We start from the raw sequence: 25,958 nt of genomic DNA on the forward strand, positions 1-25,958 counted from the left end.
TTTACTGCTTTCCTTATTAAATTAGTGAAAATCGCTTACAGGCCGCCAACACAGACGTATTTCAACTCGGTAAATTCATCAAGGCCATGACGTGAGCCTTCACGGCCCAGCCCGGACTCTTTCACCCCACCAAAGGGCGCTAGCTCGGTAGACAGAATTCCTTCGTTAACCGCCACCATGCCGTACTCCAGCCCTTCCATGACGTGCCAAATCCTGCGGTAGTCACGTGCATAAAAGTAGGCTGCTAGCCCGAACTCAGTCGCATTCGCCATGGCAATGGCTTCGTCATCCGTCTCGAAACGGAACACAGGCGCTAAGGGGCCAAACGTCTCTTCACGGGCAACCCGCATGTTGTCGGTCACATCAGCAATAATCGTTGGCTCGAAGAACGTGCCGCCCAACGTGTGAGGCTTGCCACCACAGACCAACCGCCCACCCTTTTCCATCGCATCAGCAATGTGGGACTCGACCTTTTCAACTGCGGCCTGATTGATCAACGGGCCTTGCATAACGCCTTCATCCAGCCCATTGCCCACGTTCAGTTGCGCCACGCGCTTAGCCAGCTTTTCGACAAAAACGTCGTAAACGCCACTCTGAACCAAGAAGCGGTTCGTACAGACGCAGGTCTGGCCAGAATTGCGATACTTGGAGGCAACAGCACCCTCAACGGCGGCGTCTAGGTCGGCGTCATCAAACACGATGAAAGGTGCGTTACCACCTAACTCCAACGATACTTTTTTGACCGTACCTGCACATTGAGCGAGCAGCTTTTTACCAACAGGTGTGGAGCCTGTGAAAGAGAACTTACGCACGCGGGGATCGGTGGTTAGCACCTCCCCTATCGGTGCAGGCTGGCTGGCAGTGACCACATTGATCACCCCAGCGGGAAAGCCAGCGAGCTCAGCCAAGCGCGCCACTGCCAACGCCGTTAGAGGCGTTGCTTCTGCAGGTTTGATCACCACCGTACAGCCTGCTGCTAAAGCGGGGGCGCACTTACGAGTGATCATAGCCAGCGGGAAGTTCCAGGGCGTAACAGCGGCCACAACGCCAATGGGTTCGCGAAACACCAGAATGCGTTTATCGACACCATGACCCGGCAAGGTTTCACCTGCCATGCGCTTGGACTCTTCGGCATAAAATTCGACAAATGATGCGCCATAGGCCACTTCACCCCGGGATTCTGCCAGCGGCTTGCCCTGCTCCAACGTCATTAGCCGAGCCAAGTCTTCTTGGTGCGCCATGATGGCATCGAACCAGGCGCGCAACAGCGTCGCACGCTCTTTCGCTGTACGCTTTTTCCAGCCAGGTCCTGCTGCCTCCGCTGCGGCAACCGCTGCTCGTGCACCATCCGCATCCAGGTCTGGAACTTCTGCTAATAGCTCACCATTTGCAGGGTTAGTGACCGCAAAGCGCTTTTCAGCACCGCACCACTCTCCGCCAATAAATGCGTCAGGTATCAAAATATCGGGTAACTTACTCATCTTGTTTTCCTTTTTGCCATGACATTAGAGCTTGCTCTCGAACGCTGGCCGCGCCTCCCACGAACTCACTACAACGCCATTGCCTGTACTTCCGAAAGCACTACCGAGCCAGCTTTTTCATTTTTCAGATAGGCAGTATCAAACGTAATGACCAACAAAAATATCTACATTTAAAAAAAACGTCAAAATATATTTTTAACATATACATAAAAAAGTGCAGAGATATTTGATGACATCGAAAATGATGACTAGGCTGCTAACAGGATTTGTACAAAAAGCGAATCACCTCAGACAGCTTTGGTATAAATTCTTGTCAACGAAGATGGATCAAAATCGGCATCTTGAAACTGTCGTTCTTGAAAACATGTTGTTCTTGAAAACATAAGGAGTGTGACGCTATGTCCAGCCCGGAGCATAAGCAGAAAATCTGGAAGATGATCAAGGATATTAAAGTAGGTATGTTGGTGACGTTGGATAACGAGGTTCCACGAGCGCGCCCCATGCACCTAGTGCAAGACGAGTATGATGGCAAGCTGTGGTTCTTCACACGACGCAGCGCCGAAAAGGTATTTGAAACAGAAAGCGATCACGACGTTTGCCTTAGTTTCTCCGACCAGGAAGATGGCGTTTATGTATCGCTTTCAGGTAAAGCCAACCTGACCGATAACCGCGAGCTGATTGAGCGCTACTGGAACCCCTTTATTGCCGCTTGGTTTCCAGAAGGTAAAGACGACCCTGACGTAGCACTGCTAGAAATTGACGTGCAAATGGGCGAGCACTGGAAAGCAAAAGAGAGCAAAGCCTTCCAGCTCTATGAAATCGCGAAAGCCAATCTGAAAAAAGATGCCACCCCCAACATGGGCGAAAATGAAAAATTCGGCGGCTAACGTCACCTTAAAGCGCCCTACCCACTGGGCGCTTTTTAGTCTGGTAACACTGATGCTGATAGGCAGCGGAACGTGGGCCGATGATGACTCCCGCGCCGACAGTACTAATAGCGACAGTACCAACAGTGACAGTGCTAACAGCGAGTGTGGCCTGACTGATCAGCAACAGGAAATGCTAACGCGGGTGAACGAGGCACGAAACAACGCCCGTCAATGTGGTGATCAATCATTCCCAGCAGCCAGCCCGTTAACCTGGAGCTGTAAACTGGAGGCCGCTGCCGCCATGCACGCCAACGATATGGCCAAAAACGACTACGTTAGCCATTCAGATCCTGACGGCGCAGGGGTTGAGCAACGCGTCAATCAACAAGAGTACGCATGGCAAGCGGTGGGTGAAAATATTGCCGCTGGGCATACATCTGTCGCTGCCGTGGTTAACGGTTGGTTAGAGAGCCCCAGCCATTGCAGCAATATGATGAACGACACCTTCACCGAGATGGGCATGGCAAAAGCCGACAATGCTGACTCGCGGTATACCACCTTTTGGGCACAGGTGCTGGGACACCCCCGCTAACCCTTCTTAAAACTCACCGTAGTTGACCGCTGAAATTGCGTTCTTAGGCGAACCATCTACCAGCTTGGTGCTGTAGGTCAAATACACAAAGGTTTCAGTTTCGACATCGTGCATACGCACCACGCGCATGTTTTTGAAAAGTGCGGATCGACGTTGGTTAAAAACAACCTCTTGCTCGTCTACCTCGTCAGGGTCGAAGACGATCTCTCCCGTTTGCCGACACGCCACGCTCGCCTCGCTAGCTTCCTCAGCAAGCCCTACCGCACCTGAAATCCCGCCCACTTGGGAGTAGGAAAGATAGCAGGAAATCCCTTGTACTTTCGGGTCGTCAAAGCGCTCCACTTCAATCGTACTGTTCGGTCCGATCAACCTAAACTCTGTACGCACGCTGCCAATATGGGCATCCTGCGCCAGAAGCGAAGTAGTCAGCATTAACGTAGACATCATCACAAGCGACGTAATGGCAACCGGTGTTGAGAAACGCATAGCAATGTCCTTAGCAGGTGCAGCAGAAACGGCAAGCCAAGAGCATACCTGATACGACGACCAGCTGTGCTACTTCGAGCCGGAATTCAGGGCTGAAATTACGTTTTGGCGTTCTAGCCATGCTGCCATCTATTTGTTTATTGGTGCATATTAGCACCTGTAATTAGACGGCCAAATTCACTATGCCACTACACAGCTCTGATTAAAGTGTCAAAGCGGATAGCGCGTGTTATTACACCAAATTGGTGAAATATTGATGCTGGTGAAAGGAGTATTTTTATATGCCGCTCTGGGAATAACCAGAAAATGCAAACTACTTTTTAAACCTATAGCAGCAGGATGATCTATATATTTCCCCTAACCGAATTCTATCCGGTTGCGACCATGCATTTTTGCTTGATACAAAGCTTTGTCTGCACGTGCATAAAGATGCTTAAAAGTAGCTTCGTTTTTACATGCTATCGCTACTCCTAGACTCATTGTAACTGAGGTAGCAACGCCTAATTGTTTTTGTGTTAGATCACTCGTTTTTTTACGCAGCCGTTCTGCTAGCTGCATGGCGCCATCAACATCTGTATCTGGTAATAGTATACAGAACTCTTCACCTCCAATCCGAGCTAACACATCTATTTTGCGAGCTTCATCTTTTAGCACTCCCGCAACTACCTGAAGTATTAGATCACCGGCAGGATGACCAAATGTGTCATTTATATACTTGAAGTTGTCAATATCAATAAGAATCAAGCCCAAAGGACTACCAGAGCGCTGGCTATGTTTACAACAATGTTCTGCAAAGCTCAGCAAATAGCGACGATTGCCTAATTTTGTTAGCTCATCAAACTGACTGAGGCGCTTAACTTTTTGGTGTTCGCGTTTAAGTCTAAATAATGAAATCAGAAGTCCTAGTATCAGTATCAGGGTCATAAAAGCCAGCACCGATATGGTGCGCCCCAGTCGCTCCATGACAATGCGCTGCTTGGCTGCTTCTGAGTGCACCATTCCTTCAAAGGTACTGTAAACCTGAGCCAAGTCGTTTTCGATCACTTGGCCTTGATACAGAAACTTTTCGATTGAGTCACCTAAGATAATTCCATCGAGCTGCTGTCGCATCTCAGACAGACGCTCCTTAATATCCTGTAACCTTGCCAGAGAGGCATGATAATCTGATTCGGAAAGCAGATTAGTCTGCAGACTAAAACTTATTCCATCAATATGTTGCGGTATCCGCCACAGAAGATTCTCCAGGCGACTAAATACTTCAGGATCTCCAGGATGATCGCGTAAATCCTCTAAAGCGTTTCGAAACATAACGGCATGCGTCTGAGAACGTACAATCACTGCTACAAGCGAAGTATAATTAGACCCCATTTGCTGACGAACATGTAAACCATATAACGCTATGGCAATGGCACAAGTACCCGTTATCAGAATAAAAGCTAACCCCAGCTTCCAGCCTATTGACTTTATAGCCCGCAACTTCATTGGACGATGATATCTCGAATTGACCAGACCCAATGGGTCATGTCGGCTGTTCCTGCTTGAACAGACTCTGCCTCAGCCGGGACAATCAACAACGTGGGTCCAAAGTCAGTCAGCGTTAGAGGTTCTCCATCGAGGCGGGTAACGAGAAGATAATCCCGTTTGAGACGATCTTCTGAATTTATAAAAACGCTGTAATCGTCATGAGCGATGAAACGAAGCGTTGCCGCTTCATCAATATTTTGAGCAGAGAGCAGATCTTTCAGCCATACGCCTGCAAAACTTCCATACAAACCTTTGAAATGCTGAAAATTTGTAGCATAAAGTGGCAAGGTTTCGATGTCAGCACGGCTAATATAACGGCGTCCTTCCTGAGTATCCACCATCAATATAGGAGCCTCATCTTGTGAAGAAGCAAAAGTGCCTGGAACGGGCTTAACTTCAGCTGCCAGTAAAATAGTAGCAAAGAAAACCAGCGAAACTGAGTGTAACCACCATATGTATTTTCGTAAGCCAAACGACGGGATATTATTCATTATTTTTATAACTCATTGGAAAAAAAGGTTTCTATAAAAGTTACTTACTGACCAAATTATATCCAGCGTATCTTGTATCAAACGATAATGTACTGTCTCTCAAGGTAGGTCAAAGTTTGTATCAAATGTTTATGTGCCCTTTGGAAATAGTGCTGAACTTAATGCTCAAGCACCTTTTCTGTGGTTGTAGATCATGGACAGCCGTAAAGGAGGCGGCACTTCATTGAGCTTGTCACTGCCTCCCCCTTTCCTGAAGTGCTTCTTATCCTCTCTATGTTTATATGCCGTTTTCTGAAGCCATTTATCTTTCTGAAAATATCCCCAGAAGAGACCTCGCGGAGGCAGGCTGGAAGTTGGTGACAAGACAGGGAACAGCCATGACGCCTACCCAACAATCTGACGACACAGTCCGCGCAGCTGATCCAGCCAAGGAGGAAGCACTCAGCTGGGCTGCGTCATGATCGGTGAAACTCTCCAAGGCCCGCCTCGTTCAGATGTTCTACGGTTATCGTTTCTGCCTTCCCATCCGCGCCCATGGTGAATTCGACCTGCGAAACCGAGCCCTCTGGTTGGTTCTCTGTCACCGGGAAGGCGACAAAGCGGTCGCCGTCCCAGTGGATCAACCGCAGGCGCTGTGGTGCGGGGCCAACCTCGAGCACCAAGCCGTCAGCGGTCTCACGTACCTCAGCCGCCCCGAAATAGGCATTGTCATAGATCCCAGTATAAGCTTCGGCAGGCCGGGCTTCGGTGGGCTCAGCCGGAGGTGTCACGCCCAACAGATCCCCGACCGGGGCCGAGAGCGGTGCGATGCGCGGCCCGTAGGCCGCTAGCCAGTCGCGTTGTTCCACACCAAACTCTGCGCGATCAAGAAAGCTGGCAGTCAATGCCTCGGGGAGGCCGGTGGGGCTGGCATTGGTCAGCACGATGATCCCAAGCCCTAGGTCCGGCAGCATCGAATAGGAGGTCGCCGCACCAAAGGCGAAGGCGCCCGAATGGCTCAGCACAACGCGTCCGGTGGGGCGCACGCCGACACCAAAGCCGTAGCCATAGGTGCCAGCCCGATCAGCCGCTTCACTGGGATGGCCGCTGATGGCATGCGGCGAAAGCGCAGGCACGAGAGCTTCGGGTGCAATCAGCTGCTGCCCTTCAAAACGCCCGGTGGAGAGCACCAGTTTCATCCATTTCGCCATGTCTCGCGCGCTGGAACTAACCCCGCCCGCCGGACTTTGCGCATCGGGCTGGCGCAGATCTGCCACTCTGAAGCCGTTGGCATCCGGCACATGGCTTGCCGCGCGATTATCGCGCGCCATGTAATCCGAGTGGCGCGAACTGGTCACCTCCATGCCGAGCGGACCATAGAGCGCCTCTTCCGAGAGCGTTGACCAGTCCTTGCCGGTTGCGGTGGCTCCCGCCTCGGCCGCAGCGGTCAGGCCGAAGTTCGTATAGGCGTAATCGGCCCTGAACTGCCCCATGGGCAGCTGCGCCAGCCGCTCCAGCACCGCGCGACGGTCATAGCCTATATCCTCGAGATCATCACCAGCGTGATCCGGCAGACCAGAGCGGTGCGCATAGAGATCCCCGATGGTGACATGATTGCTGACCCACGGATCGCCCAGGTCGAACCATGGCAAGTGGTTGCGAACCGGATCGTCCCAACTGACGATCCCATCCGTGACCTGTGTGGCCACCACTGTGGCTCCGACAGATTTGGACAACGAAGCGAGCATAAAGACTGTATCCGCATCAACCTGTTCCTCCGCGCCCTCCGCCCGCAGCCCCCAGCCGCGCATCAGCAGTGTCTCTTCCCCATGCACCACGGCAACGGCGAGGCCTGGTACTCCGGTCCGCTCCAACATATCCTGCACCAGCTCATCCAGCGAGGCGACTGCTTCGTCGATCCGCGTCTGCGGCACCGGCAACAGGTTCACCCGTGCAGGAGAGATCGCAGGGTCCGGCAAGGCAATGGTCGGCAGCGTCCCCGCATGGAGCGGGGCATTGAGTGCAAGCAACGCTGCGGCAGCGCTTAGAATGCCCAAGGCCGACCTCAGAAGGGGGCGTGCGGCTTTCGGTGCGGTCATATCAGGGTCTCCTGTGGGATGGATAGCGCGACGGGCGAGGCGATGCCTCCTGCCGGATTAGAATGGCATTGCCAGCTGGAAAATTAGCTTGCCCCCCTTGTCTTCCACTATGTCAGAACGGGTCCAGGGAAGCGCACCGATAACCTGGAAATTCAGCTGTTCCTCTAACGTTCCACCAAGGCCTACTCCATAGGAGCCAAGATACATGTGTCCGGTGACGTCGTCGGACCAGGCTGCGCCGTAATCCACGAAGGCCGAGGTTGAAAGCGTGGGCAGGAATGCTAGCCCGATATCGATCTCGTGGCTTAACTGGGCCGAGGCCGCTGCACCTTTGTCGCCAGAGATAGTGCCGCTATCGAAGGCTCTGCCATAAGTCTCGCCGCCAATACCGAACTGAACAGCGCCCGGCAGGGGCCTGCCAGCGTATTGGCCGCGAGCCAGCAATGTCATTGTCGTCGTCTCGCTGAAAGCCTGTGTGTAGTCCAGTTCGGCGGTAACAAAGTGGAAATCATCCGGCACCGCGCCCATATCAATATCCGAGTTCGTGCCGAGATTCACCGCTCCTTCGAGGTTGATCTCGGATGTCTCAAAGCTCTGACTATATTGCAGTGAGTTCGTCACCCAGCGGATCCGGCTACGGGCAGCGGCCGAGCCAAGAACGTCGACGTCATCGTTACGCACCGTCAGTTCAGCCTGCCCCCAGAGCGAGCGGTCCAGCGTCCTCAGAAACGGGTAGGACATAAACGCCGTGCCCATGGCGGATGTCACATCGATGTCCGGCGCGCCGGCTCCCCCGTCGGGGTGTTGGCGCAGGTAAACAAAACTGTAGCCCGCGTTAAGGCCGTTCGATCCGAGCGGATAGCTTTGCATCATTTGAAGCAAGGTCATCCGGTCAAGGTGTTGCGGTGTGATGACACCGGTCAAATTGGTGGTCTCGAACTGGTTCAGGACATCGTTAAAGGTCACCACACCGGCCATTTGTAATGGGCCAACGGTGTCGGATCCCAGATTGTCGAGTCCGATCATTCCTGAGCTTCGATATTGTCCGATCTCCAGGCGCAGCACCCCGCCGCCCGTCGCGCCTTCGGGGCGCACAAAAGTCCCTTCAATCGAAAGTCCGGCAAGATCACTCATCAACAACAGTTCACGCTCGGCCGCCTTTACCCGAATAGGATGCATGTCGAGAATACGTTGCAGGTAGGGTGCCAACCGTGTCTCGATGCCAGGAATATGACTGTTGATCTCGATGCGGTCGACATAGCCTTCAAATACCTGCAGCCGGATCTGTCCGTCAGAAAAATCCTGCACCGGCACCACTGTCTTGGAAAAATAGCCCGCAGCGAGATAGGCCGCGTCAACAGCATCTGCCATGCGGTAAAGATCAGCCAGCGTAATTTCGGCACCGATTCGGCCCTGCCAGATCGGCGTCAACGTCGACAAAGGTAGGGTCCGCGCCCCATCAATGCGCACCGAAGCCAGGCGAATACGGATGCTTTTGGCGCGCTCTAAGTCGATCCTGTCGCGCTCGTCCTGCACGCCGATGGCGACACGGCCGACCTGAGGCGGCGGTTCGTAGCGCTGTAGGATAACAGTTTGCCCAGATAGGATGCGGTTGACGTCTGGCAAGCCCTGCGACAATGCTGGGCTCGCGTAACAGGCACAAAGCAGAGCGGCAACACCCAAGCGGAGAGCTGAGGAACGGCTGTGCTGGAACAGCAATGTCAGCGCGCTCACTCTGCTGAGGCCGTCGATGTCATAGAAAACGGATGCCCGAGGGCAACGGATAGCGCTTCAAACACGCGACTAGCGGGCGAGCTGCATGCAAGGTCGTCGGGGTTGTCCGGTAGCACGTCCTCATCCCCGCAATTCCCCGAAGGGATGTCGCTGTTGGCCTGTACGACTACCGTTGTATCCGTCGTCGTGTCGTAGAACACCGTCGTGTTGTAACCGGGCAGCTCACCTGTGTGGCCGACCCAGCCGTCAACGCACCCCATAGCGATGCCGTAGCCCGCCGGCTCTGGGAAGGACCGCAGACGCTCCTGCTGCGCCTCAGCGCCCAGCAGGCCCTTGCCTGTGCCGAGGGAGCGTCCATACACCAGCAGGTCGTCGAGGGTCGAGATCATTCCACCCGCTGTCCATCCCCAGGACGGATCCCAGTGTGTCGCGTTTGAGGGTGCAGCCGGCGTTGCAGCATCGCCTTGCAGGGTAAATCCCTGCGGATAAGGTTCTGGCATGAGGGCAGCACCGTCAGGGCCGGTGGTCTCTGTCAGGCCCAGCGGGTCCAGGATCATCGAAGTAAAGACAGTGTCTATATCTTGCCCGGTCACCTGTTCGATCACGAGGCCCAGCAGCACAGTATTGGTGTTCGAATAATTGAACTTCTCCCCTGGTGCAAAGATCGGCGAGCCGGGGAAGGCAAAATCAAGCAGGTCTTGCGGAGTATAGTGCAAGCTAGGATCTGAGAAAAAAAGATCAAGGAAGGGATCCGCCTGAGTATAGCTCAGCAAGCCGCTGGTCATGCTGGCTAGATGGCGCAGAGTGATGATATCGCCGTTGGGAACGCCAGGCACATACTGGTCGATCGTATCGTCGAGCGATAGCTTGCCAGCCTCGGCCAACTGCATCAGGGCGGTGCCGGTGAAGGTCTTGGTGACCGATCCGATCCGTGTGTGCATGCCGACTTCCATCGCAGCATCGGTTTCGGGGTCCGCGCCCCCCCAAGCACCGCTCCAGCGGCCCTCGGGTGTGACAACGCCCGCAATAACCCCAGGCGCAGCGGCCCCGTCTAACGCCCTGCGCGCGGCAGCGTCGAGGGCGCGGGACAGGGCCTCAGGCAGCGGCGTGTCGGGTAGCGGGATGGCCGCGGGAGCCGTCACTGCAGCCGGGTCGGCCACGCAGAGCTGCTGCGACTGATCCTGAGCCTGCGAGGTAACGGGGGCAGCGAGGGCTAAAGCCACGGTGCAAACCGAGAGGCCGGGCCGGAACCAGCGGGCTGTTCTGTGTTGGAACCGGATGACTGTCATGTGCCTGCCCCTCTTCTGTTGTGCGCATTTTTGCTTATATTTTCTCGAAGGCGAAGATAGCTCATTTCTGATTGCAAACAAATAAGTGTAAAGTTCAATTAGGGTTCAATATTGGTATAATTCGCGCTTTACTAAGCCATTTACTTAACTGCTGCCGCCATTCACGCGCAATGGCTTCCGGCAATAAGTCTTGAGGCCCCATAAAACATGACTTCGGAAGATATCGAGGTAAACCTATGCGAAGGCATCCTACAGTGCGGTGAAGTACAGATACGCCTACGCCCCAAGACACTGTCCGTACTGGTGGCACTGATAGAGCAGCAAGGAGAAGTGGTCAGCACGACTGATTTGCGGCGCATGATATGGGGCAACGGCCCTGGTAACGAGGCGGGACCCAAACAGTGCATCCGCGAATTACGCCAGATGCTGGATAACAACGCCCAAGACATCAGGCTAATCGAGACAGTGGGCCGCCGGGGCTACCGGCTAACGCGTCCGATCCCGCTGATCGGCGATGCGTCTGAAGATCTCGTGGCGGCATCGACAGTGTTCTGCATCGGACGGGACAAGGAGCTGGAAACCCTAAGTGAAAGGGCCGCCGCCGCCAGGCATGGTCGACGGGCGATGGCTTTGATTTCGGGCGAAGCAGGAGCCGGAAAAACACGCCTTCTGGAAGCATTTGAGGCTAGTTTACCCCAGCGCACGCCACTGTGGATTGCTCGGGGTCAGGCCATCGCTCACCCTGGCGCACGCGAACCCTACGGGCTGCTGATGGATGTATTGACGCAACTCATGGTCGGACCTGAGGAGGCCACGCTGGCGCGGCTTCTGCCACTCGTCGCTCCCTCTTGGGTCAAGCAACACTCCCCCGGGCGTCGCTTGGAGGCCGAAGCGTTGGATCGTACTCGCCACAACTCAATGCTGCGGGAATTCTCGGCGCTGATGGAACGACTGACCCGTAGCCGTCCTGGAGTTCTGGTGCTAGAGGATCTGCACTGGGCAGACCCTAGTACGCTCGCCTGGCTAGCCGCTTGGGGGCTGCAACGCACACCGGCGCGATTACTGGTTCTGGGCAGCTATCGCGATGACGAACTAGACCGCGCCGGGACGCTTGCGACCACGCTGGGTCAACTAAGTCGGCAGCCAGACTGCAGGTTGATCACCCTTGACGGTCTAGATGAGTCTGCAGTGTCTGGATACCTTGCAGAACGGTTCAAGGACAACTCCTTTCCTCCTGGTTTGGCGCAGGCCCTCGCCCACCGAACCGAGGGCCATGCCATGCTCATTGATGCGGCGACAGACGTTTGGCAGGCGCAAGGCCTTGTGCGGCGTGACGAGGCCGGCTGGCGGCTTTCATCCACACCCGAGGCGCTGGTCGCAGCCATCGCCCCAAGTGTCCGTACCCTGATCGAAACCGAACGCACCAGCCGCCTGCTGGCTGAGGAACGCAGCTTGCTTGAAACCGCCAGCGTGGCGGGACCGACCTTTCCCGCCATCGATCTAGCCGACAACCGCGACGGGGTGGAAGCGGCGGAGCGGCAGCTAGAGCACCTCGCGCGGAACCGACGATTCATCACCCGCGCGGGCCTCAGCCATCGGCCCGACGGAACAGTGGCCACGCGCTATGCTTTCCGGCACGCGCTACATCACGAAGCGCTCTACGATGGGCTGCCGGCAGCGAACAGGCAAGGCACGCACAGAAGGGTCGGTCTCCGACTAGAGATCAGCCACGGTCACGCAGCGGGCGAGATCGCCCCCGTGTTGGCTGATCACTTTGAACGCGGCGCCGACTGGCCGCGCGCCGCACACTATCGTGTGCTATCGGGGCGGCGTGCACAGGCTCGCGGCGCCTCCATAGATGCCGTAGAGCAGTTCCGCCGTGCGCGGGATCTCCTAACTCGAGGCAGCGGGATTGGCACGACGAAGCCCGAGGTCGATCGCGCTACCGAACTCGATGCCCTGCTCGGGCTCGGGGCGGCACTCATCGTCTCGGATGGGTTTACTGCGCAAGAACTTCGGGAGGTCTACCGCCGCGCGGGTCAACTAGCTGCCGAGGTCGGCGATCCCGCCACAACGATCCCGGTTCTTGCAGGGCTCTGGAACGATCACCTGACGCGTGCTGAACTGACCCGTGCCGAAGATCTCGCGCTAGGGCTGCAGTCACTCGCGGGGCAGGCACCGGCCCATATGGCGATGGTAGCCCATAATGCCGTCGGGCAGACCCGGTTTTTCACCGGCGACCTACAGGCCTGTACCACGGAAATCGCCGCCGTGCTGGAGATCGCACCGCGACATGCCGAGCAGGACGGTAATGTACTTTTCGGTGAGGACCCCGAAGTTGTTTGTCGACAGTACGCGGCTTGTGTCGCCGAATTAACCGGCACCTCGGCAGAGGCAGAGCGGCACCTCGCCGCTGGCAGTGCGCGCGCTGACCGATTGGGCGCCGCCTTCGGGCGCGCCCAAATGCTATGGTGCGGGGCGGTCTGCTCACGTCTACGTAGCGATATTGAACTAACCCGTGACCGGGCAGAAGCGTTAGTCGCTCTGTGCCGGACTGAGGCGGTGCCCGTTTGGGGCGACGCAGGCGAGATGCTGGCAGGCTGGGCGCAGGCAATGTCCGGAGACACAACCGGGGCCTCGCGGATTGCGACGGGTCTCTCGGCCTTCAGTGCGATGGGCGTCAGGATCACGCTACCCTTCTGCCACGGACTCGCCGCAGAGGTTGCGGGAAACATGGGCGATCCAGTCGCTGGGATGCACGCCTTGCGTCAGGCTTTCGCGATCGTCCGGGCGAGTGGCGAGCGCTGGTACCTCGCCGAGCTTCACCGACTACGTGCTGGGCTGGCCCAAGAGGCGGGCCGCCTCGACATCGCCCGCCAGGCGCTCGCACGTGCCGAAGCCGTGGCACGGGCACAGGGGAGGGTCGAACTGACCATGTGAAAACGGCGGTACGAAAGTTGGCCGCCCTAGCGGCAGGATGAGCCGACTTTTAAAGGCGGTAAGGTTGTATTCAATATCAGGTGGTAATCGTACTAAGTTGGGTAAAGATTCGCTAACATCCAAAAGAAATACCAACGGGAAACGGCGATGCGGATGCTGCTGGTTGAAGACCACCCTACCCTGGCCGAAGCGGTGGCCCATGCCTTGGGCGATGCCGGTTTTGCCGTTGATACGGCCCGCAACGCATCCAGCGCACTCGCGATGCACCAAGCGGCTAACTATGATCTGGTGCTGCTGGATCTTGGCCTGCCGGATGGCGATGGCCTGACGCTGCTGCCACGTCTTAGCGCCAATGGCCAAACACCCGTGATTGTCATGACGGCCCGGGACCTGCTCTCTGACAGGCTGGCCGGGCTTGACGGTGGAGCCGACGATTACCTTGTCAAACCCGTGGAAATGCCCGAGCTTATTGCCCGGTGCCGGGCTATATTACGGCGGCCAGGCAAACGCTCCCAGACAATACTCAGCTACGGCTCGCTGGCGTTTGATACGGCTTCCCGAATGATCAGTGTCAACAACACCCCCTTGCCTCTCAGCCAGCGTGAAATAGGGGTTCTGGAACAGTTGATGCGAGCCCAAGGGAGAGTTCTATCACGGGAGGCACTGGAAGCTTCGATTTACTGTTTTGATGATGACATTGGTCCCAACGCCCTTGAAGCCTCCCTCTCACGCCTGCGGCGAGCGCTCAAACCCACGAAGTGCGGGCTGACGATCATCACCATTCGCGGTGTGGGCTGGATGCTGGTGGAAGATACCTCCTCATGAGCCCCAGACCGCCTACACTGGCCAGGAACCTGACCTACCGTCTGGTCTGGATACTGCTGGTCACCATCGTGATGAACGTCATCGTGGTGGGGACGTATTACAGTGCCGATCAACCGTCACTGGAACGGGAGGCCATCGAAAAACAGCTTTCCCTGCTGCAGGAGGCCATGGAAAGTACCGACCCAAACCTCCATGCACAGGCAACCGCGTTATACCGCTCTTATCCACATAGTTATGGCTTTGCCTTGCTGGATGCCCAAGGCCGCCTGCTGGATGCCGAGAACACCGCGCTGATACCGCCAGAGGCGCTGGAAACAGACCTGTTTACCCAGCACTGGCAGACCCGCCTAACAACAGCGGACGGGGAGGTCATTTTAATGTCAACGGCGATTCAGCGCCCTGAAGGAAAGGTCAGGCTGGTCTTTGTCATGCACGATGATCCTGGCCACCTTGTCCGACGCGCCCTGGCCCGTGAGTTTCTGACTCATATCTGGATTCCCATTCTTCCGGTGGCCGTCATCATGCTCGCGGCCAACCACTTCATGATCCGTCGCGGCCTGAGCCCTGTCACGCATGCCGCCAACTGGGCGCGAACCATCCAGCCCGGCCAACCTGCACCGCCGCTCAAAGATACCGCGCTTCCCGCTGAAATTGACGACCTAGTTCACTCCACTCAGCGCACCCTGAAACGCCTGAACATGGCCCTTGTGGCCGAACAGCGCCGAGGTGCAGAAATCGCCCACGCCCTGAGAACACCCATTGCCGTGTTGACGGCACGTCTAGCCGCCCTTCCCGACGGTGAAACCCACACCAAACTGCGCGCCGATCTGGCCGCACTTTCCCGCACCGTCCACCAGGTGCTGGCTAGTTCTAAGGCCGATTCGCTCGATATTTCCTCGCTCTCCCGCAGCGACCTGAACAAAATTGCCAGAGATGTCATAGCGACCCTGGCTCCCTTTGCCTATCAGAACGGCGTCTCGCTCTCCTTACACCCATCTTCAGAGCCTGCCATCGTCAAGGCCGCTCCCGAGGGCGTCGAGCTCGCGCTAACCAATCTGGTGGAAAATGCAGTGCTGCACTCAAACAGCCAGCGGGTGGATATACGGGTAAGCCCTGAAGGTACGCTGAGTGTGCGTGATTTCGGCGACGGTATTGCCACCGATGCCCTTGCCCATCTGTTTGACGCCTTCTGGCGAGGGGAAAATGCCTTCCCCGGCGGTAGCGGCCTGGGGCTTGCCATTGTTCAACGCCTGCAGCTGGCCCAGAAAGGCGCTATCAAGGTATCCAACCATCCCGCAAGGGGTGCTGAATTCATTCTGATCTATCGTAATAAAAACTATCGAAATAAAAATAACGTTTAAATAAACGCACCTTCGTCAGGTTCCCGTCAGGTTGTCGACGTAATCTGCAAGGGCAATAAAGGATTTGCCCGCAACCAGGTTTGGAGGTGCGCAATGAAAAATATCAGACAAGTAAATTTACGCAATACCAACGAGTGGCTCTCTGGCGATATTGATATACGGGTGCCCAAAAAATGGCTTGCCATTGGTGCGGCCATTCTTGTCACCCTGATTCTGATTGCTCTGAACTGATGGAGGAAATACCCATGAAAGCATTGACCATTGCACTCCTCGCACTTCTTTCAGCACCTGCTTTGATGGCGAGCCAGATCACCCCCATCGGCGACGCGCAAAAAGGCAATATGGTGACCTTATCAGGCACTGTTGAGCGCATTTCGGATACCGACGAGTTCCGGTTGCAGGATGCGACAGGCAGCATCAATATTTACGTTGGGCCAAACTGGGTGCCCACTCAGGTAGGCGAAGCCATCCAGGTGACCGGTTTTGTGGATGATGGCTTTGGCCCCAGGGAAGTCTATGCCCGCCAGCTCATCCACGCGGACGGCAGTGTGGTTCAGTTTGAGCACCAGTATGAGTGACTGCTCCCCGCCCTGAGTCGCTACGCGACCACGGGCGAGGCTTCTCACGTCTTAGGCCGATGCAGGTGCGTTACCGGTCTTACACAGGCCTCAATGGGCAGAAGCCGACAGTCCTTTGGCCTTTAATTTTAAGATGCCTTGCTGGCAAATATTGATCGCGGCGTTTACGTCACGGTCAATATCCTTTGTGTCGCAACTAGGGCAGTCCCAGGTGCGGATACTGTGGGGCATTGACTCAACCTTGTGACCACAGCAGGAGCAGGTTTTGGAGCTGGCAAACCACTGGTCGATTTTTACCAGATGTTTGCACTGCTCCTTCGCCTTGTACGCCAGTTTTTCGCTCAGGCTACCAACTGGCATCAGCAAGTGGAGGATCCGCAAGGAGGCCTGCAGCTAAGGAAGCAGTGGCTACTTGGTATCAATATAAAGACTCGAGCATTTTAGAACGCATTGAAAAAGGTATCTAAAATTCATGCTGATTTAGTCGAAGGATATCGTCGCGATTTTGGCAAGTATGCAGGCAAAGTCGATGCAACGCTGATTGAATCTGTGTTCAACAACATTACGTCACAGCTGTCTCAAGTTGCCGATGCGTCCGTTAAGCGCTTTAAGTTTAAATATGTGCATGAGCGTAAATCACGTTATAGCGATTTTGAGACTGCCATCCACTGGTTAACATGTTGCCGACTAGCCTTGGCGAACTACCCCTTTGAAGGACAGCCAAGATCACCTCTGGCGGCCTACAAAAAAGAGAATATGGTGAAACTATTTCTGTTTGATGTTGGGCTGCTCAACCACATGCTGGGTAGCAGTTACAAAGAGCTCAAACAACAAAACTATGAGTACAAAGGGTATGTGGCAGAAAATTTTGTGCAACAAGAGCTCACGGCCATTGGCGTTGATCCAAGCTATTCGTGGAATGACGCACGCGCCGAAATTGAATTTATTTTAGCAATGGACGAGGGGGGCATTGTCCCAGTCGAAGTCAAAAGTGGGAAACGCACGCGAGCCAAATCACTGGCGTCCTACATCGAAAAATGCTCACCAAGCAAAACATTTAAGTTAACGGGCACACAGGGTCCCTCAGCCCTAGAGCCAACCAATATTGTGATGCCCCTGTACTATACCCAGTTTTTACCGCAAAGGATCTGGGCTGGAGAATGGCAGCTAGCCCCCAGGAAACTCCAATAAAGATATTGCCCTGAAAGCATTCCTTTTAAACGTGACGGGTAGATCGATATTCTTCCTAGCCGCTGCGCTTCCAAATATACCCCCAGCTCATCCAGTTCAGCGTATTCGTCGCTTGTGAATCTGGCATGTCTTTGAGTAGTGGCGCGCCCCGCGATAGGCCTTCCATCCATGGATAGCGTCTCACCCCAGGTCACAAGGGACCGATGGTTCGCAGTATGACGGCCAAATCACTGGGTAGCCTGGTGAACGCTGGGATGTTTACAACTTCATCCGTTAACGCCACCAATACGCTAGGTGATGTGATCGCCAGCGATTCAAACACGGAGCGAATATCACTTCCACCACCGCCTTGGCGCTGCCAGTGCGCCAGCTCATGGAGCTGACCTTCATGCAGCATGCTACGCTGGATAATCTGGCTATCGAACTCGATGACGTCTACCGGCAGGCGATCGCAGGCCGCTAAAATACCGACAAGCTCGCTTAAAAAGTACGGTAACGCCCGCTGACAACTGCTGCTAGTTGGTAGTAGCTTTGAATTTTTCGGCGGCTTTAGCACACAAGCATTGACGCTTTAAGCTAGCAGCCACTGTCTTGCGGTTGATCGGTATTCCATCATCTTGCAGATCCGGGGCTAAGTTCTAACCCCATGCTATCTGGAGGGTAATAATTTTCGTGCTAGGTTTGGTTGAGTTTATCTGTCGAACGGTTAGTGCCATGGCGGTATACCGAGCATCTTCGAATGGGGGCATATACCATTCTGTATACCATTTAGCAGCGGGATTTGGAAGGAACAGCTAGGAACGATGAGGAGCTAAAGACTTTTTATTTCAGAGTATTGTACTCTTTTTAGGCCTTCTCAGGACTTCTCAATAACCCCAGTTGGCGTCCCTGGCAGGAGTCGAACCTGCGACCTGCCGCTTAGGAGGCGGCTGCTCTATCCTACTGAGCTACAGGGACTTATGGGGCGCATAGTATAGCGTGTTGGTGAGTGTCAGCCAACCGCGCAGTTAAATCCATCCTACAAGGCGCAGCACAAAGATACCCGTGGTGACGGTGACGCTGGCCATTAAGGTGGTTATCGCGATGATATTGGCGGCCAACGCTACATTGCCGTTAATTGCTTTTACCATCACAAAACTGGCGGCAGCGGTTGGGCTGGCGAAGAATAGAAATAACAACCCTAGCTGCTCTCCAGAGAACCCCACCGCCCATGCGGCTAGCGTGGCGAGCAGCGGCAGTACAATCATTTTCATGCTACTGGCGCTTAATGCTGTTTGACTGCCGCTACGCATGGTGGCAACCGAGAGCGTGGCGCCGACACAGATCAATGCCAGGGGTAACGTTAGCGAGGCGAAGTAATCACCTGAGGTAATCAGCCAACTGGGAAGTGGAATCGAGAATGCAGTGAATGGCAACGCAGCAACTACAGAAATAATCAGCGGGTTGGTGATGATATGCTTTAGCAGGCTGCGCCACTCTGTTGACTGGCCGGGCTGATAGGCCGCCAGAGCCACCACCGAAAGTGCGTTATACATCACAATAACCACACCAAGCAGCAGGCTACCGGCCGAAAGCCCGAAATTGCCGTACATCCCCGCCGCCAGCGCTAACCCAACGATGCCGCAGTTACCACGGAACGCGCCCTGCACATAAATACCGCGGTCGGCTTTGGGCACTCGATAGCTAGCCCATACCCAGCTGATAAAGAACTGGCCGAGGGTAGCGGCGGCAAAAAACAGCAGTAGAGGCAAATCCAACGCAACGCTTAGGTCGGCTTTTATCAAACTCAAAAAAATGAGGGTGGGAAGCGTTGCTTTGAAAACGAGAGCTGACGCCGTGGAGACAAACCCACTGTCGATCCACTGCAAACGCTTCAAGCCAATACCTACAAACACCATGGCGAAGACAGGTAACGTGACATCTAGCGTGCGGGAAAATAGCTCGAGTAAGTTCACGAAAGCCCTCTCAATCGAATAAGCAGACGCTTATATTCTACCGTCACCCGAGGTTTGTCGACTGACGGGAATGAATAAGAGACTCAACACAGAAGGCTAGCTCGGAATTGCGACGGCCACGTGTTATTCAAAGCATGCCGCTATTCAAATAACGACAGTGGGTCTAATGCCCTTGTCAGTTTGACTACTACACTGTCACGCCCCTTCCCTTTGGCATCGTAACTGGCGGAGTCCGCCCGGGAAAGCGCAGCGTCTACGTTAGTGTCGGTCTCATCGAAGCTGGTCACACCAATGCTCAGCGTCACTGAGTACTCTTTGCCCTCGTGAACAACCGATACTTCACTCACTGCTTGGCGTAACGATTCAGCGATACGTTGCGCTTGGCCTAACGTACAGCTGGGCAGCAACACGCCGAACTCATCGCCACCTTGACGCGCCACGTGGTCGCTGCGGCGAACTTCCCACGCCACTACCTGAGCGATACGGCGCAGCATTTCGTCCCCTAACGCATGCCCACCTTCATCGTTAATGGGTTTGAAATGGTCAAGATCGAACATTAATAGCGCTGACGGCGTACTGGTTTTTTGGAAGTCGGCAAAGGCTTCTTCAAGACGACGCTCAAAACCACGGCGGTTGAGCAGCCCAGTTAATGGATCATGCTCTGCTTCCCAGCGTTGAAGCGCTTCTTGCTCACGGCGCTCGGTAATATCTTTCACCACGCCAACCAAGCCAAGCGAGTTACCGCCTTGGGAAAGCATCACCACACGGGCGTGAACATCCAGCCATAGCATCTCTTTGTCACTGCGAATAAAGCGCAGCTGACGCATGTAATCATTGCCGGTTTTTAAGCTATGCATCCACATGTCTTTCGCGCCGGAGCGATCATCTATATGGATCTGCTCAAGCCAGGCTTCCATAGGCATATCAGACTCAATACCCAAGATGTCTAGTAGCGCGGGATTCATGTAGGTAATGTTGCCGCCAAAGTCAGCCACAAACATTCCTTGGGGCGAGGCATTAAGCACCGAGTCCAAAAATGCTTCACGCTCTTGAAGGTGCCCAACAAGCTGCTGACGTTCACCTTCAACACGATTAAATGTGCTGGCTACTTGTTCCAGCTCTTGCATATTAGTCGCAAGATCAACGTAAGAACGGCGGCCAAGCCCTACATCACCAATTTGTGCTTCCAGGCGACTGAGTGGCGTTAAAATACGCGCCAGCAACCACCATAAAACGGGCATCATTAATAACGCCGTAACACCCCAGATCCACCATAGCTTATGAATAAAACCAGAAAGCGGTTGCTGCGCTTGTTCGATGGGTAGATAAAGCCCTACTACCCAATTCGCCGGCCACACCTGTGCGTAGGACTGCAGACCAATTCGGCCATCAAGCAAAGTACCAACGCCATCGCCCTGCCAGCCATCTAGCGCCAGATCCAACAGAGGGATAGCCGTTGCATCAAAGGTATCATCGTTAATTAGCGTTCTATTCGGGTGGTATAACACTCTGCCAGTGGCAGTGGAAACCGCAGCGTAACCTTCACTACCCAATCGAATAGTTGCTAGGCGTTTGAATAACCCGCTGCTATCTAAACTAACCACACCGCCAATCATGCCTCCGAACCGGCCTTCACTGTCTAATCGCGGCACGCTCACTAACACCATCGGCATTTCGCTAGCTCGGCCAACAAAAGGCTCGCTGACATAAGGCCTGCGCGTACCTTTCAGCATTTTAAAATATTCAAGCTCCGCTGTATCAAGGCCCACGCGCCCCGCAACAGCTGGCCAATCTGACACTATTGTCCCATTGCTATCGCTAACAACAATGGCGTCAAACCATGCCAATAGCGCATCGTTTTTGCGCAGCTCATAGCCAAGCCATTCGGGATCATCAGACATTCCAAGGACGCTACTTAGCCGGTCTAATGCTTGGAAACGGTGGTCGATCTGTTGGGTAACTTCATCTGCTATCAGGTCAGCTTCGTAACGCATGTGGGCCATGTTGGTTTCTTGCACCATGATTTTACCCACCTGCCACGCCATCCCTAGCACCAAGCCGGCCATCAATAACAGCGCACACAAAAGCCCCAGCAGCAGCCGGCCTTTTAATGTGCTAAGAATCGGTTTACTCAGCATCGATTTCCTAAACATCGATCTTATGAACATCGGCGTTCTGCAGGCAGGGATCAGACGCACCAATCACCCTTTTTCCGTAACCATTTACTACCACTGCGTCCAATGAATCTGCCCCAATCGCGTTGTAAACCGACAACTTACCAAAATGGCGTGAGAAGTGCGCGTTGGTGTAATTCAACGTGGTTGTTTTTTTGACATGTATCATTATGTAACAAAGGACCCTCTTGCCGTAAGACCACTTTAGGCTTAATTGATAAGCTAGACCTTTTCACGTATGTTCGCCGCTTTAATTGTTTGCGTTTATATTTACGCTTGTTTTTGACACCATTCGGCTCTTTCATGGCAAAACTAATAGCAGGCTATACATCTCCCGGTATTACCAAGATCAACGCTCTTGCTTCTTTTTTGCCTGAATACTCACATTTTTCACGCATAAGGCCACTGAGCCCTAAACCGAATGTGGTCGTTGGATGGGGTCTTAAGCCCACTAGTGATCGTGCTCGACATTATGCCTCTCGCCATAGCCTACCGTATGTCGCTCTAGAGGATGGCTTTCTTCGTTCTTTAGGATTAGGGGTTGAAGGCTATCAGCCTCATAGCATGGTAGTCGATTATACGGGCATCTATTATGACGCCTCTCGACCTAGTGATTTAGAAAACTGGCTCAATCATGACACGTTTGACGACGATGAACTTGCTCAAGCCCAACGCTGCATTGAGCAACTATCACGTTATCGCTTATCAAAATACAACCACGCGCCTGATTATCCGCTTCCCGCTGTAGGAACCGACAATGCTGGTACTAACAGTGTGTTGGTCGTGGATCAAACCGCAGGCGATGCCTCTATTCACCATGGCGGTGCTAACGCAGACAGTTTTCGGCAAATGTTAGCGTGCGCTCTAAATAATCATCCTGACGCCGATATTTTCATTAAAGTACATCCTGACGTCATCGCAGGCAAAAAACAGGGCCATCTAGCAGACGCTCACGAGAATCCTCGTTGCCACATTGTTAGCGATAACATTAACCCTTGGGCGCTATTTGATAGGGTTAAGACCGTTTATGTCGTAACAAGCCAGTTGGGGTTCGAAGCATTGATGGCTGGCAAGCAAGTACACTGTTTTGGCCTCCCCTTCTATGCGGGGTGGGGGTTAACCCATGATCAGATCAGTTGCACTCGCAGAAGGGTTCCGCGACGCCTGGAAGAAGTATTTGCCGCAGCCTATCTTCGCTACACCCGGTATGCCAACCCCTACACGGGCAACACCGCGACGCTAGAAGAGACGATTGCCCTGATTGCTGACCAAAAGCGCCAGCAAGAGCGTCTGCGTGGGGAGTGGGTGGCCTGCGGTTTCTCGTCGTGGAAAAAGCGCTTCATTGGCTATTTTCTTGGCCCAGCGGCAAAAATTGTATATCAGAAAGAGCTGCCAGCTGCTTTCGAAGCAGATGTTAAAAAACCAAATTTACTGGTGTGGTCCAGTCGTATTAACGATGACTTTAAAGCCCGCCACCGCGACCATTTAGCGACATTATGGCGAATGGAAGACGGTTTTATCCGATCGGTTGGCCTAGGGGTAGATCTTGCTCAGCCACTATCCCTGGTCATTGATCGCCTGGGCATTTACTACGACCCCAGCCAACCTAGCGAGCTAGAAAACTTGCTTAATACCGCCGACTTCAGCGATGACTTATTAGAGCGGGCGGCACAGCTGCGCGAACGGTTAGTCGCGTTAAAGCTTTCCAAATATAATGTACCGGGCAAAGAAGCCATTGAATTACCCGCCAACAAACACATTATTTTGGTGCCTGGCCAGGTAGAAAGTGATGCGTCAATTGCCACTGGCTCACCAGAGATCAGTACTAATAGTGCGCTTTTGAAAGCCGTTCGAAATGCTAACCCCGATGCCTTTATTGTGTATAAAGCTCACCCTGACGTGATTACCGGCGCTCGTATCGGAGCACTCGATACCCACGCCAAACGCCTGTATGATCTTGATGCTAGTCATATAGATATCACCGTGCTGCTAGCACGCGTTGATGCAGTGCATACCATGAGTTCGCTCACCGGCTTTGAAGCACTGCTTCGTCAACGCCAGGTATACACCTACGGCCTCCCGTTTTACGCAGGCTGGGGATTAACCCAGGATGCCATGCACTGTCCGAGACGAAACCGGGTGCTGTCACTGGATGCGCTGGTAGCAGGAACACTGCTTCTATACCCAAGCTACGTCGACCCTGGCTCTCGGCAGCTGTGTAATGCTGAAACGGTAGTCAGCCTGTTGGAGCAGGCTAAATTACAACAATTTAAGTCTCAAAAACATATGCTTACATGGAAGCAGCGACTATATCGCTGCTATCGTAACTTATTCATTGGAAGTCATTAAGTTGAAGCAAAAGCGCGCATTCTTATTTCTCCAAGGCGTCTGCTCGCCCTTTTACCAGCGTCTAGCCCGTCGGCTAACCGACGACGGACACCGCGTGGTAAAAGTTAACTTCAACGCTGGCGATATCGTCTACTGGCAGCGCACTCACAGTCAAAACCATTTGTTTCGCGGCCCGTTAAGCGAGCTACCGGCTTATATCCAGTCGCTCTGGCAACGCTACGACATTACCGACCAAGTTCTGTTTGGTGACCGCCGCCCAATTCACCGCCCGGCGGTAGACTTAGCGCCCGCTGCTGGCATTCGTACTCACGTCTTTGAAGAAGGCTATTTTCGTCCTTTTTGGGTCACCCTCGAACGCGAGGGCGTTAATGGACACTCGCTGCTACCCAGGGACCCCAAATGGTTTTTCGAAACGGGCAAAGCGCTGCCCAAATTACCCGCACCGGTCCGCTTTCGCTCATCTTTTAAAATCCGTGCCGCTCACGACATGTGCTATCACCTAGCGGGGTTAGCGAATCCCCTGGTGGCTCCGCACTACCGTAACCATGCGCCTATCACTGCACCGGTGGAGTATGCAGGCTACGCCAAACGCTTTACCTTACTTCGATACTGGAAAAGGCGCGATGCAGTACGGATTAAAAACCTGATAGAGGGCGGAAAGCCTTATTTTATGTTGCCGCTGCAGCTCAACACCGATGCTCAGATTCGTGACCATTCGCCTTATGCCAATATGGAAGAGGTGATGGACCACGTCATGGGTTCATTTGCTCTGCACGCCCCTAGCGATTCACTGCTGTGCATAAAAAACCATCCGCTAGATATGGGGCTGGTTAACTACACGGACATTATTCAAAGGCTCGAGGATTTTTACGGCCTCCAGGGGCGTATCGTTTACCTGGAGTCAGGCAACCTCAATCCATTGCTGAAACACGCTACGGGCACCGTCACAGTGAACAGCACGGTCGGCATTGTTTCCCTTGAAAAGCAGTGCCCCACTTTTGCGCTCAGTGACCCTATCTACAATTTAGCGGGCCTCACTTACGAAGGCGCTCTAGATGAGTTTTGGCATCAGCCACCGCTGCCCAGCCAAGCGCTGTTTAGCTATTTTCGCAATGCCGTGATGCACACCACGCAGATTAACGGTGGCTTTTACTGCCAGCCCAGTATCGATTTAGCCGTGAACAATGCAGCGCGTATACTGGAAGCCTGCCCCTCACCGTTGGAGAAGTTGCTGTGAGCGCTGGCGTAACGACACATCTCTCTTCTAGCACCCCACGCTGCGTGCTGATTACCGGAGCCACCGGCGCAATAGGCGGGGCGCTAGCCCATGCTTATGCAACCCCCAATACGTACTTGGTGCTACATGGCCGCAATCAGCAGGCGCTTGAAGGGTTGGCAACGGCGTGTCGAGAAAAAGGCGCGCAAGTATCGCTTTCATCGGCCAGTTTGACAGACGAAACCGAACTCAACGCTTGGCTCGATACACTATGCAACGAACACGTACCAGATATTGTGATTGCCAATGCGGGTATCAATACGCACCCAAGCGAAAGCACACTAGAGCCATGGGACGAGGTTCAAGCGCTATTGGATATTAATTTGAAAGCGCCGATTGCGATGGCACAGCGCCTTGTGCCTGCCATGCAAGCACGAGGCAGCGGTCAGTTGGTGTTTATTAGCTCATTGGCGGGCTGGCACGGCTTACCAACAACGCCTAGTTACAGTGCCAGCAAAGCGGGCATTAAAGCCTACGGAGAAGGCCTAAGAGGCTTACTTGAACCCCATGGTATTGGCGTGACCGTGGTGATGCCTGGCTACGTCACCTCACCCATGTGTAACGCCATGCCTGGCCCGAAGCCTTGGGAGTGGTCGCCAGAGCGCGCTGCCAACGCCATACAACGTGGTATTACCGCTAACCGCGCTCGTATTAGCTTTCCCTTTCCGCTGAACTTCGGCACCTGGTGGCTAGCTGTTCTACCTGCTGGCATTTCTCAATGGCTCGTTAAACGCCTTGGCTTTAATCATACCGGGGGCGTGTAGC

The 25,958-nt window shown here is 54.1% G+C and carries 21 protein-coding genes, 1 tRNA gene and 1 pseudogene; 11 read left to right on the forward strand and 12 right to left on the reverse strand.

Translation table 11 applies throughout. From position 1 onward, the window contains the following. Positions 1–35: 35 nt before the first annotated feature. Entirely contained in the window at positions 36–1,481 is a 1,446-nt protein-coding gene (locus REH51_RS02400) for an NAD-dependent succinate-semialdehyde dehydrogenase (RefSeq protein ID WP_498936752.1), read from the reverse strand. A 398-nt stretch (positions 1,482–1,879) separates the two neighbouring features. Here REH51_RS02400 and REH51_RS02405 point away from each other — a divergent pair, with 398 nt between their 5' ends. Together REH51_RS02405 and REH51_RS02410 are read left to right on the forward strand one after the other, a co-directional pair. Beyond that, positions 1,880–2,368: a pyridoxamine 5'-phosphate oxidase family protein gene (locus REH51_RS02405; RefSeq protein WP_009721863.1), complete on the forward strand. Its 489-nt coding sequence runs from the start codon at positions 1,880–1,882 to the stop codon at positions 2,366–2,368. Continuing rightward, positions 2,349–2,942 carry a CAP domain-containing protein gene (locus REH51_RS02410; RefSeq protein WP_009721862.1) on the forward strand — a complete coding sequence of 198 codons (594 nt, stop codon included), beginning with the start codon at positions 2,349–2,351 and terminating at the stop codon, positions 2,940–2,942. The genes REH51_RS02405 and REH51_RS02410 overlap by 20 nt, the downstream gene beginning before the upstream one ends. Positions 2,943–2,948: 6 nt before the next feature. Here REH51_RS02410 and REH51_RS02415 read toward each other — a convergent pair whose 3' ends face one another. The 6 genes from REH51_RS02415 to REH51_RS02440 all read right to left on the reverse strand — a co-directional run bounded on the left by REH51_RS02415 (position 2,949) and on the right by REH51_RS02440 (position 10,544). Further along, positions 2,949–3,428, reverse strand: coding sequence for a CreA family protein (locus tag REH51_RS02415; RefSeq protein ID WP_009721861.1), 480 nt, complete (start codon positions 3,426–3,428; stop codon positions 2,949–2,951). Between the two features lie 357 nt (positions 3,429–3,785). After that, on the reverse strand, positions 3,786–4,910 hold the full coding sequence (locus REH51_RS02420; RefSeq protein WP_009721860.1) for a sensor domain-containing diguanylate cyclase: 1,125 nt from the start codon (positions 4,908–4,910) through the stop codon (positions 3,786–3,788). Continuing rightward, the gene (locus REH51_RS02425) at positions 4,907–5,443 is read right to left on the reverse strand and encodes a hypothetical protein (protein WP_009721859.1); all 537 of its coding nucleotides are present in this window, start codon (positions 5,441–5,443) and stop codon (positions 4,907–4,909) included. The genes REH51_RS02420 and REH51_RS02425 overlap by 4 nt, the downstream gene beginning before the upstream one ends. A 455-nt stretch (positions 5,444–5,898) precedes the next feature. Then, positions 5,899–7,521 (reverse strand): serine hydrolase, encoded by a 1,623-nt coding sequence (locus REH51_RS02430; protein ID WP_498936754.1) that lies wholly within the window; start codon positions 7,519–7,521, stop codon positions 5,899–5,901. Between the two features lie 57 nt (positions 7,522–7,578). Then, positions 7,579–9,255, reverse strand: coding sequence for a ShlB/FhaC/HecB family hemolysin secretion/activation protein (locus REH51_RS02435; protein ID WP_009721857.1), 1,677 nt, complete (start codon positions 9,253–9,255; stop codon positions 7,579–7,581). After that, a complete protein-coding gene (locus REH51_RS02440) occupies positions 9,252–10,544 on the reverse strand; it encodes a serine hydrolase domain-containing protein (RefSeq protein ID WP_498936756.1) in 1,293 nt (430 codons plus the stop codon). Before REH51_RS02440 ends, REH51_RS02435 begins: the two co-directional genes overlap by 4 nt. A 207-nt stretch (positions 10,545–10,751) precedes the next feature. Between REH51_RS02440 and REH51_RS02445 the strand changes: the two genes are divergently transcribed. From REH51_RS02445 to REH51_RS02465, 5 genes are all read left to right on the forward strand, one after another. After that, positions 10,752–13,484 (forward strand): AAA family ATPase, encoded by a 2,733-nt coding sequence (locus tag REH51_RS02445; protein ID WP_498936758.1) that lies wholly within the window; start codon positions 10,752–10,754, stop codon positions 13,482–13,484. Positions 13,485–13,631: 147 nt separating this feature from the next. Then, complete coding sequence (locus tag REH51_RS02450; RefSeq protein WP_498936760.1) at positions 13,632–14,309, forward strand: response regulator; 678 nt, start codon at positions 13,632–13,634, stop codon at positions 14,307–14,309. Then, entirely contained in the window at positions 14,306–15,670 is a 1,365-nt protein-coding gene (locus REH51_RS02455; RefSeq protein ID WP_009721853.1) for a sensor histidine kinase, read from the forward strand. Before REH51_RS02450 ends, REH51_RS02455 begins: the two co-directional genes overlap by 4 nt. Positions 15,671–15,763: 93 nt before the next feature. After that, positions 15,764–15,901 carry a hypothetical protein gene (locus tag REH51_RS02460; protein ID WP_009721852.1) on the forward strand — a complete coding sequence of 46 codons (138 nt, stop codon included), beginning with the start codon at positions 15,764–15,766 and terminating at the stop codon, positions 15,899–15,901. A gap of 14 nt (positions 15,902–15,915) precedes the next feature. Next, positions 15,916–16,248: a single stranded DNA-binding domain-containing protein gene (locus REH51_RS02465; protein ID WP_009721851.1), complete on the forward strand. Its 333-nt coding sequence runs from the start codon at positions 15,916–15,918 to the stop codon at positions 16,246–16,248. A 90-nt stretch (positions 16,249–16,338) separates the two neighbouring features. Here REH51_RS02465 and REH51_RS02470 read toward each other — a convergent pair whose 3' ends face one another. Then, on the reverse strand, positions 16,339–16,608 hold the full coding sequence (locus tag REH51_RS02470; RefSeq protein ID WP_234667742.1) for a zinc ribbon domain-containing protein: 270 nt from the start codon (positions 16,606–16,608) through the stop codon (positions 16,339–16,341). Positions 16,609–16,646: 38 nt separating this feature from the next. On the opposite strand from REH51_RS02470, the pseudogene REH51_RS02475 reads away from it, so the two are divergent. Beyond that, a pseudogene (locus REH51_RS02475) lies at positions 16,647–17,439 on the forward strand (DUF8612 domain-containing protein); the annotation flags it as partial. A gap of 190 nt (positions 17,440–17,629) precedes the next feature. On the opposite strand, the gene REH51_RS02480 reads toward REH51_RS02475, so the two are convergent. The 4 genes from REH51_RS02480 to REH51_RS02495 form a co-directional block, all read right to left on the reverse strand. After that, the gene (locus REH51_RS02480; RefSeq protein WP_234667740.1) at positions 17,630–17,995 is read right to left on the reverse strand and encodes a VWA-like domain-containing protein; all 366 of its coding nucleotides are present in this window, start codon (positions 17,993–17,995) and stop codon (positions 17,630–17,632) included. Positions 17,996–18,319: 324 nt separating this feature from the next. Further along, a tRNA-Arg gene (locus REH51_RS02485) sits at positions 18,320–18,396 on the reverse strand. Between the two features lie 50 nt (positions 18,397–18,446). Further along, a complete protein-coding gene (locus REH51_RS02490) occupies positions 18,447–19,394 on the reverse strand; it encodes an AEC family transporter (RefSeq protein WP_009721847.1) in 948 nt (315 codons plus the stop codon). Between the two features lie 140 nt (positions 19,395–19,534). Next, positions 19,535–21,532: a sensor domain-containing diguanylate cyclase gene (locus REH51_RS02495; protein ID WP_009721846.1), complete on the reverse strand. Its 1,998-nt coding sequence runs from the start codon at positions 21,530–21,532 to the stop codon at positions 19,535–19,537. A gap of 339 nt (positions 21,533–21,871) precedes the next feature. Here REH51_RS02495 and REH51_RS02500 point away from each other — a divergent pair, with 339 nt between their 5' ends. From REH51_RS02500 to REH51_RS02510, 3 genes are read left to right on the forward strand one after another with little or no spacing between them, the layout of a single operon-like run. Then, a complete protein-coding gene (locus REH51_RS02500) occupies positions 21,872–23,917 on the forward strand; it encodes a capsule polysaccharide biogenesis protein (RefSeq protein ID WP_039868450.1) in 2,046 nt (681 codons plus the stop codon). A gap of 1 nt (position 23,918) precedes the next feature. After that, positions 23,919–25,154, forward strand: coding sequence for a capsule polysaccharide biogenesis protein (locus REH51_RS02505; RefSeq protein WP_009721844.1), 1,236 nt, complete (start codon positions 23,919–23,921; stop codon positions 25,152–25,154). Beyond that, entirely contained in the window at positions 25,151–25,957 is an 807-nt protein-coding gene (locus REH51_RS02510) for an SDR family NAD(P)-dependent oxidoreductase (RefSeq protein WP_009721843.1), read from the forward strand. The genes REH51_RS02505 and REH51_RS02510 overlap by 4 nt, the downstream gene beginning before the upstream one ends. Position 25,958: the final 1 nt, after the last annotated feature.

The organism is Halomonas bluephagenesis, assembly GCF_054790765.1.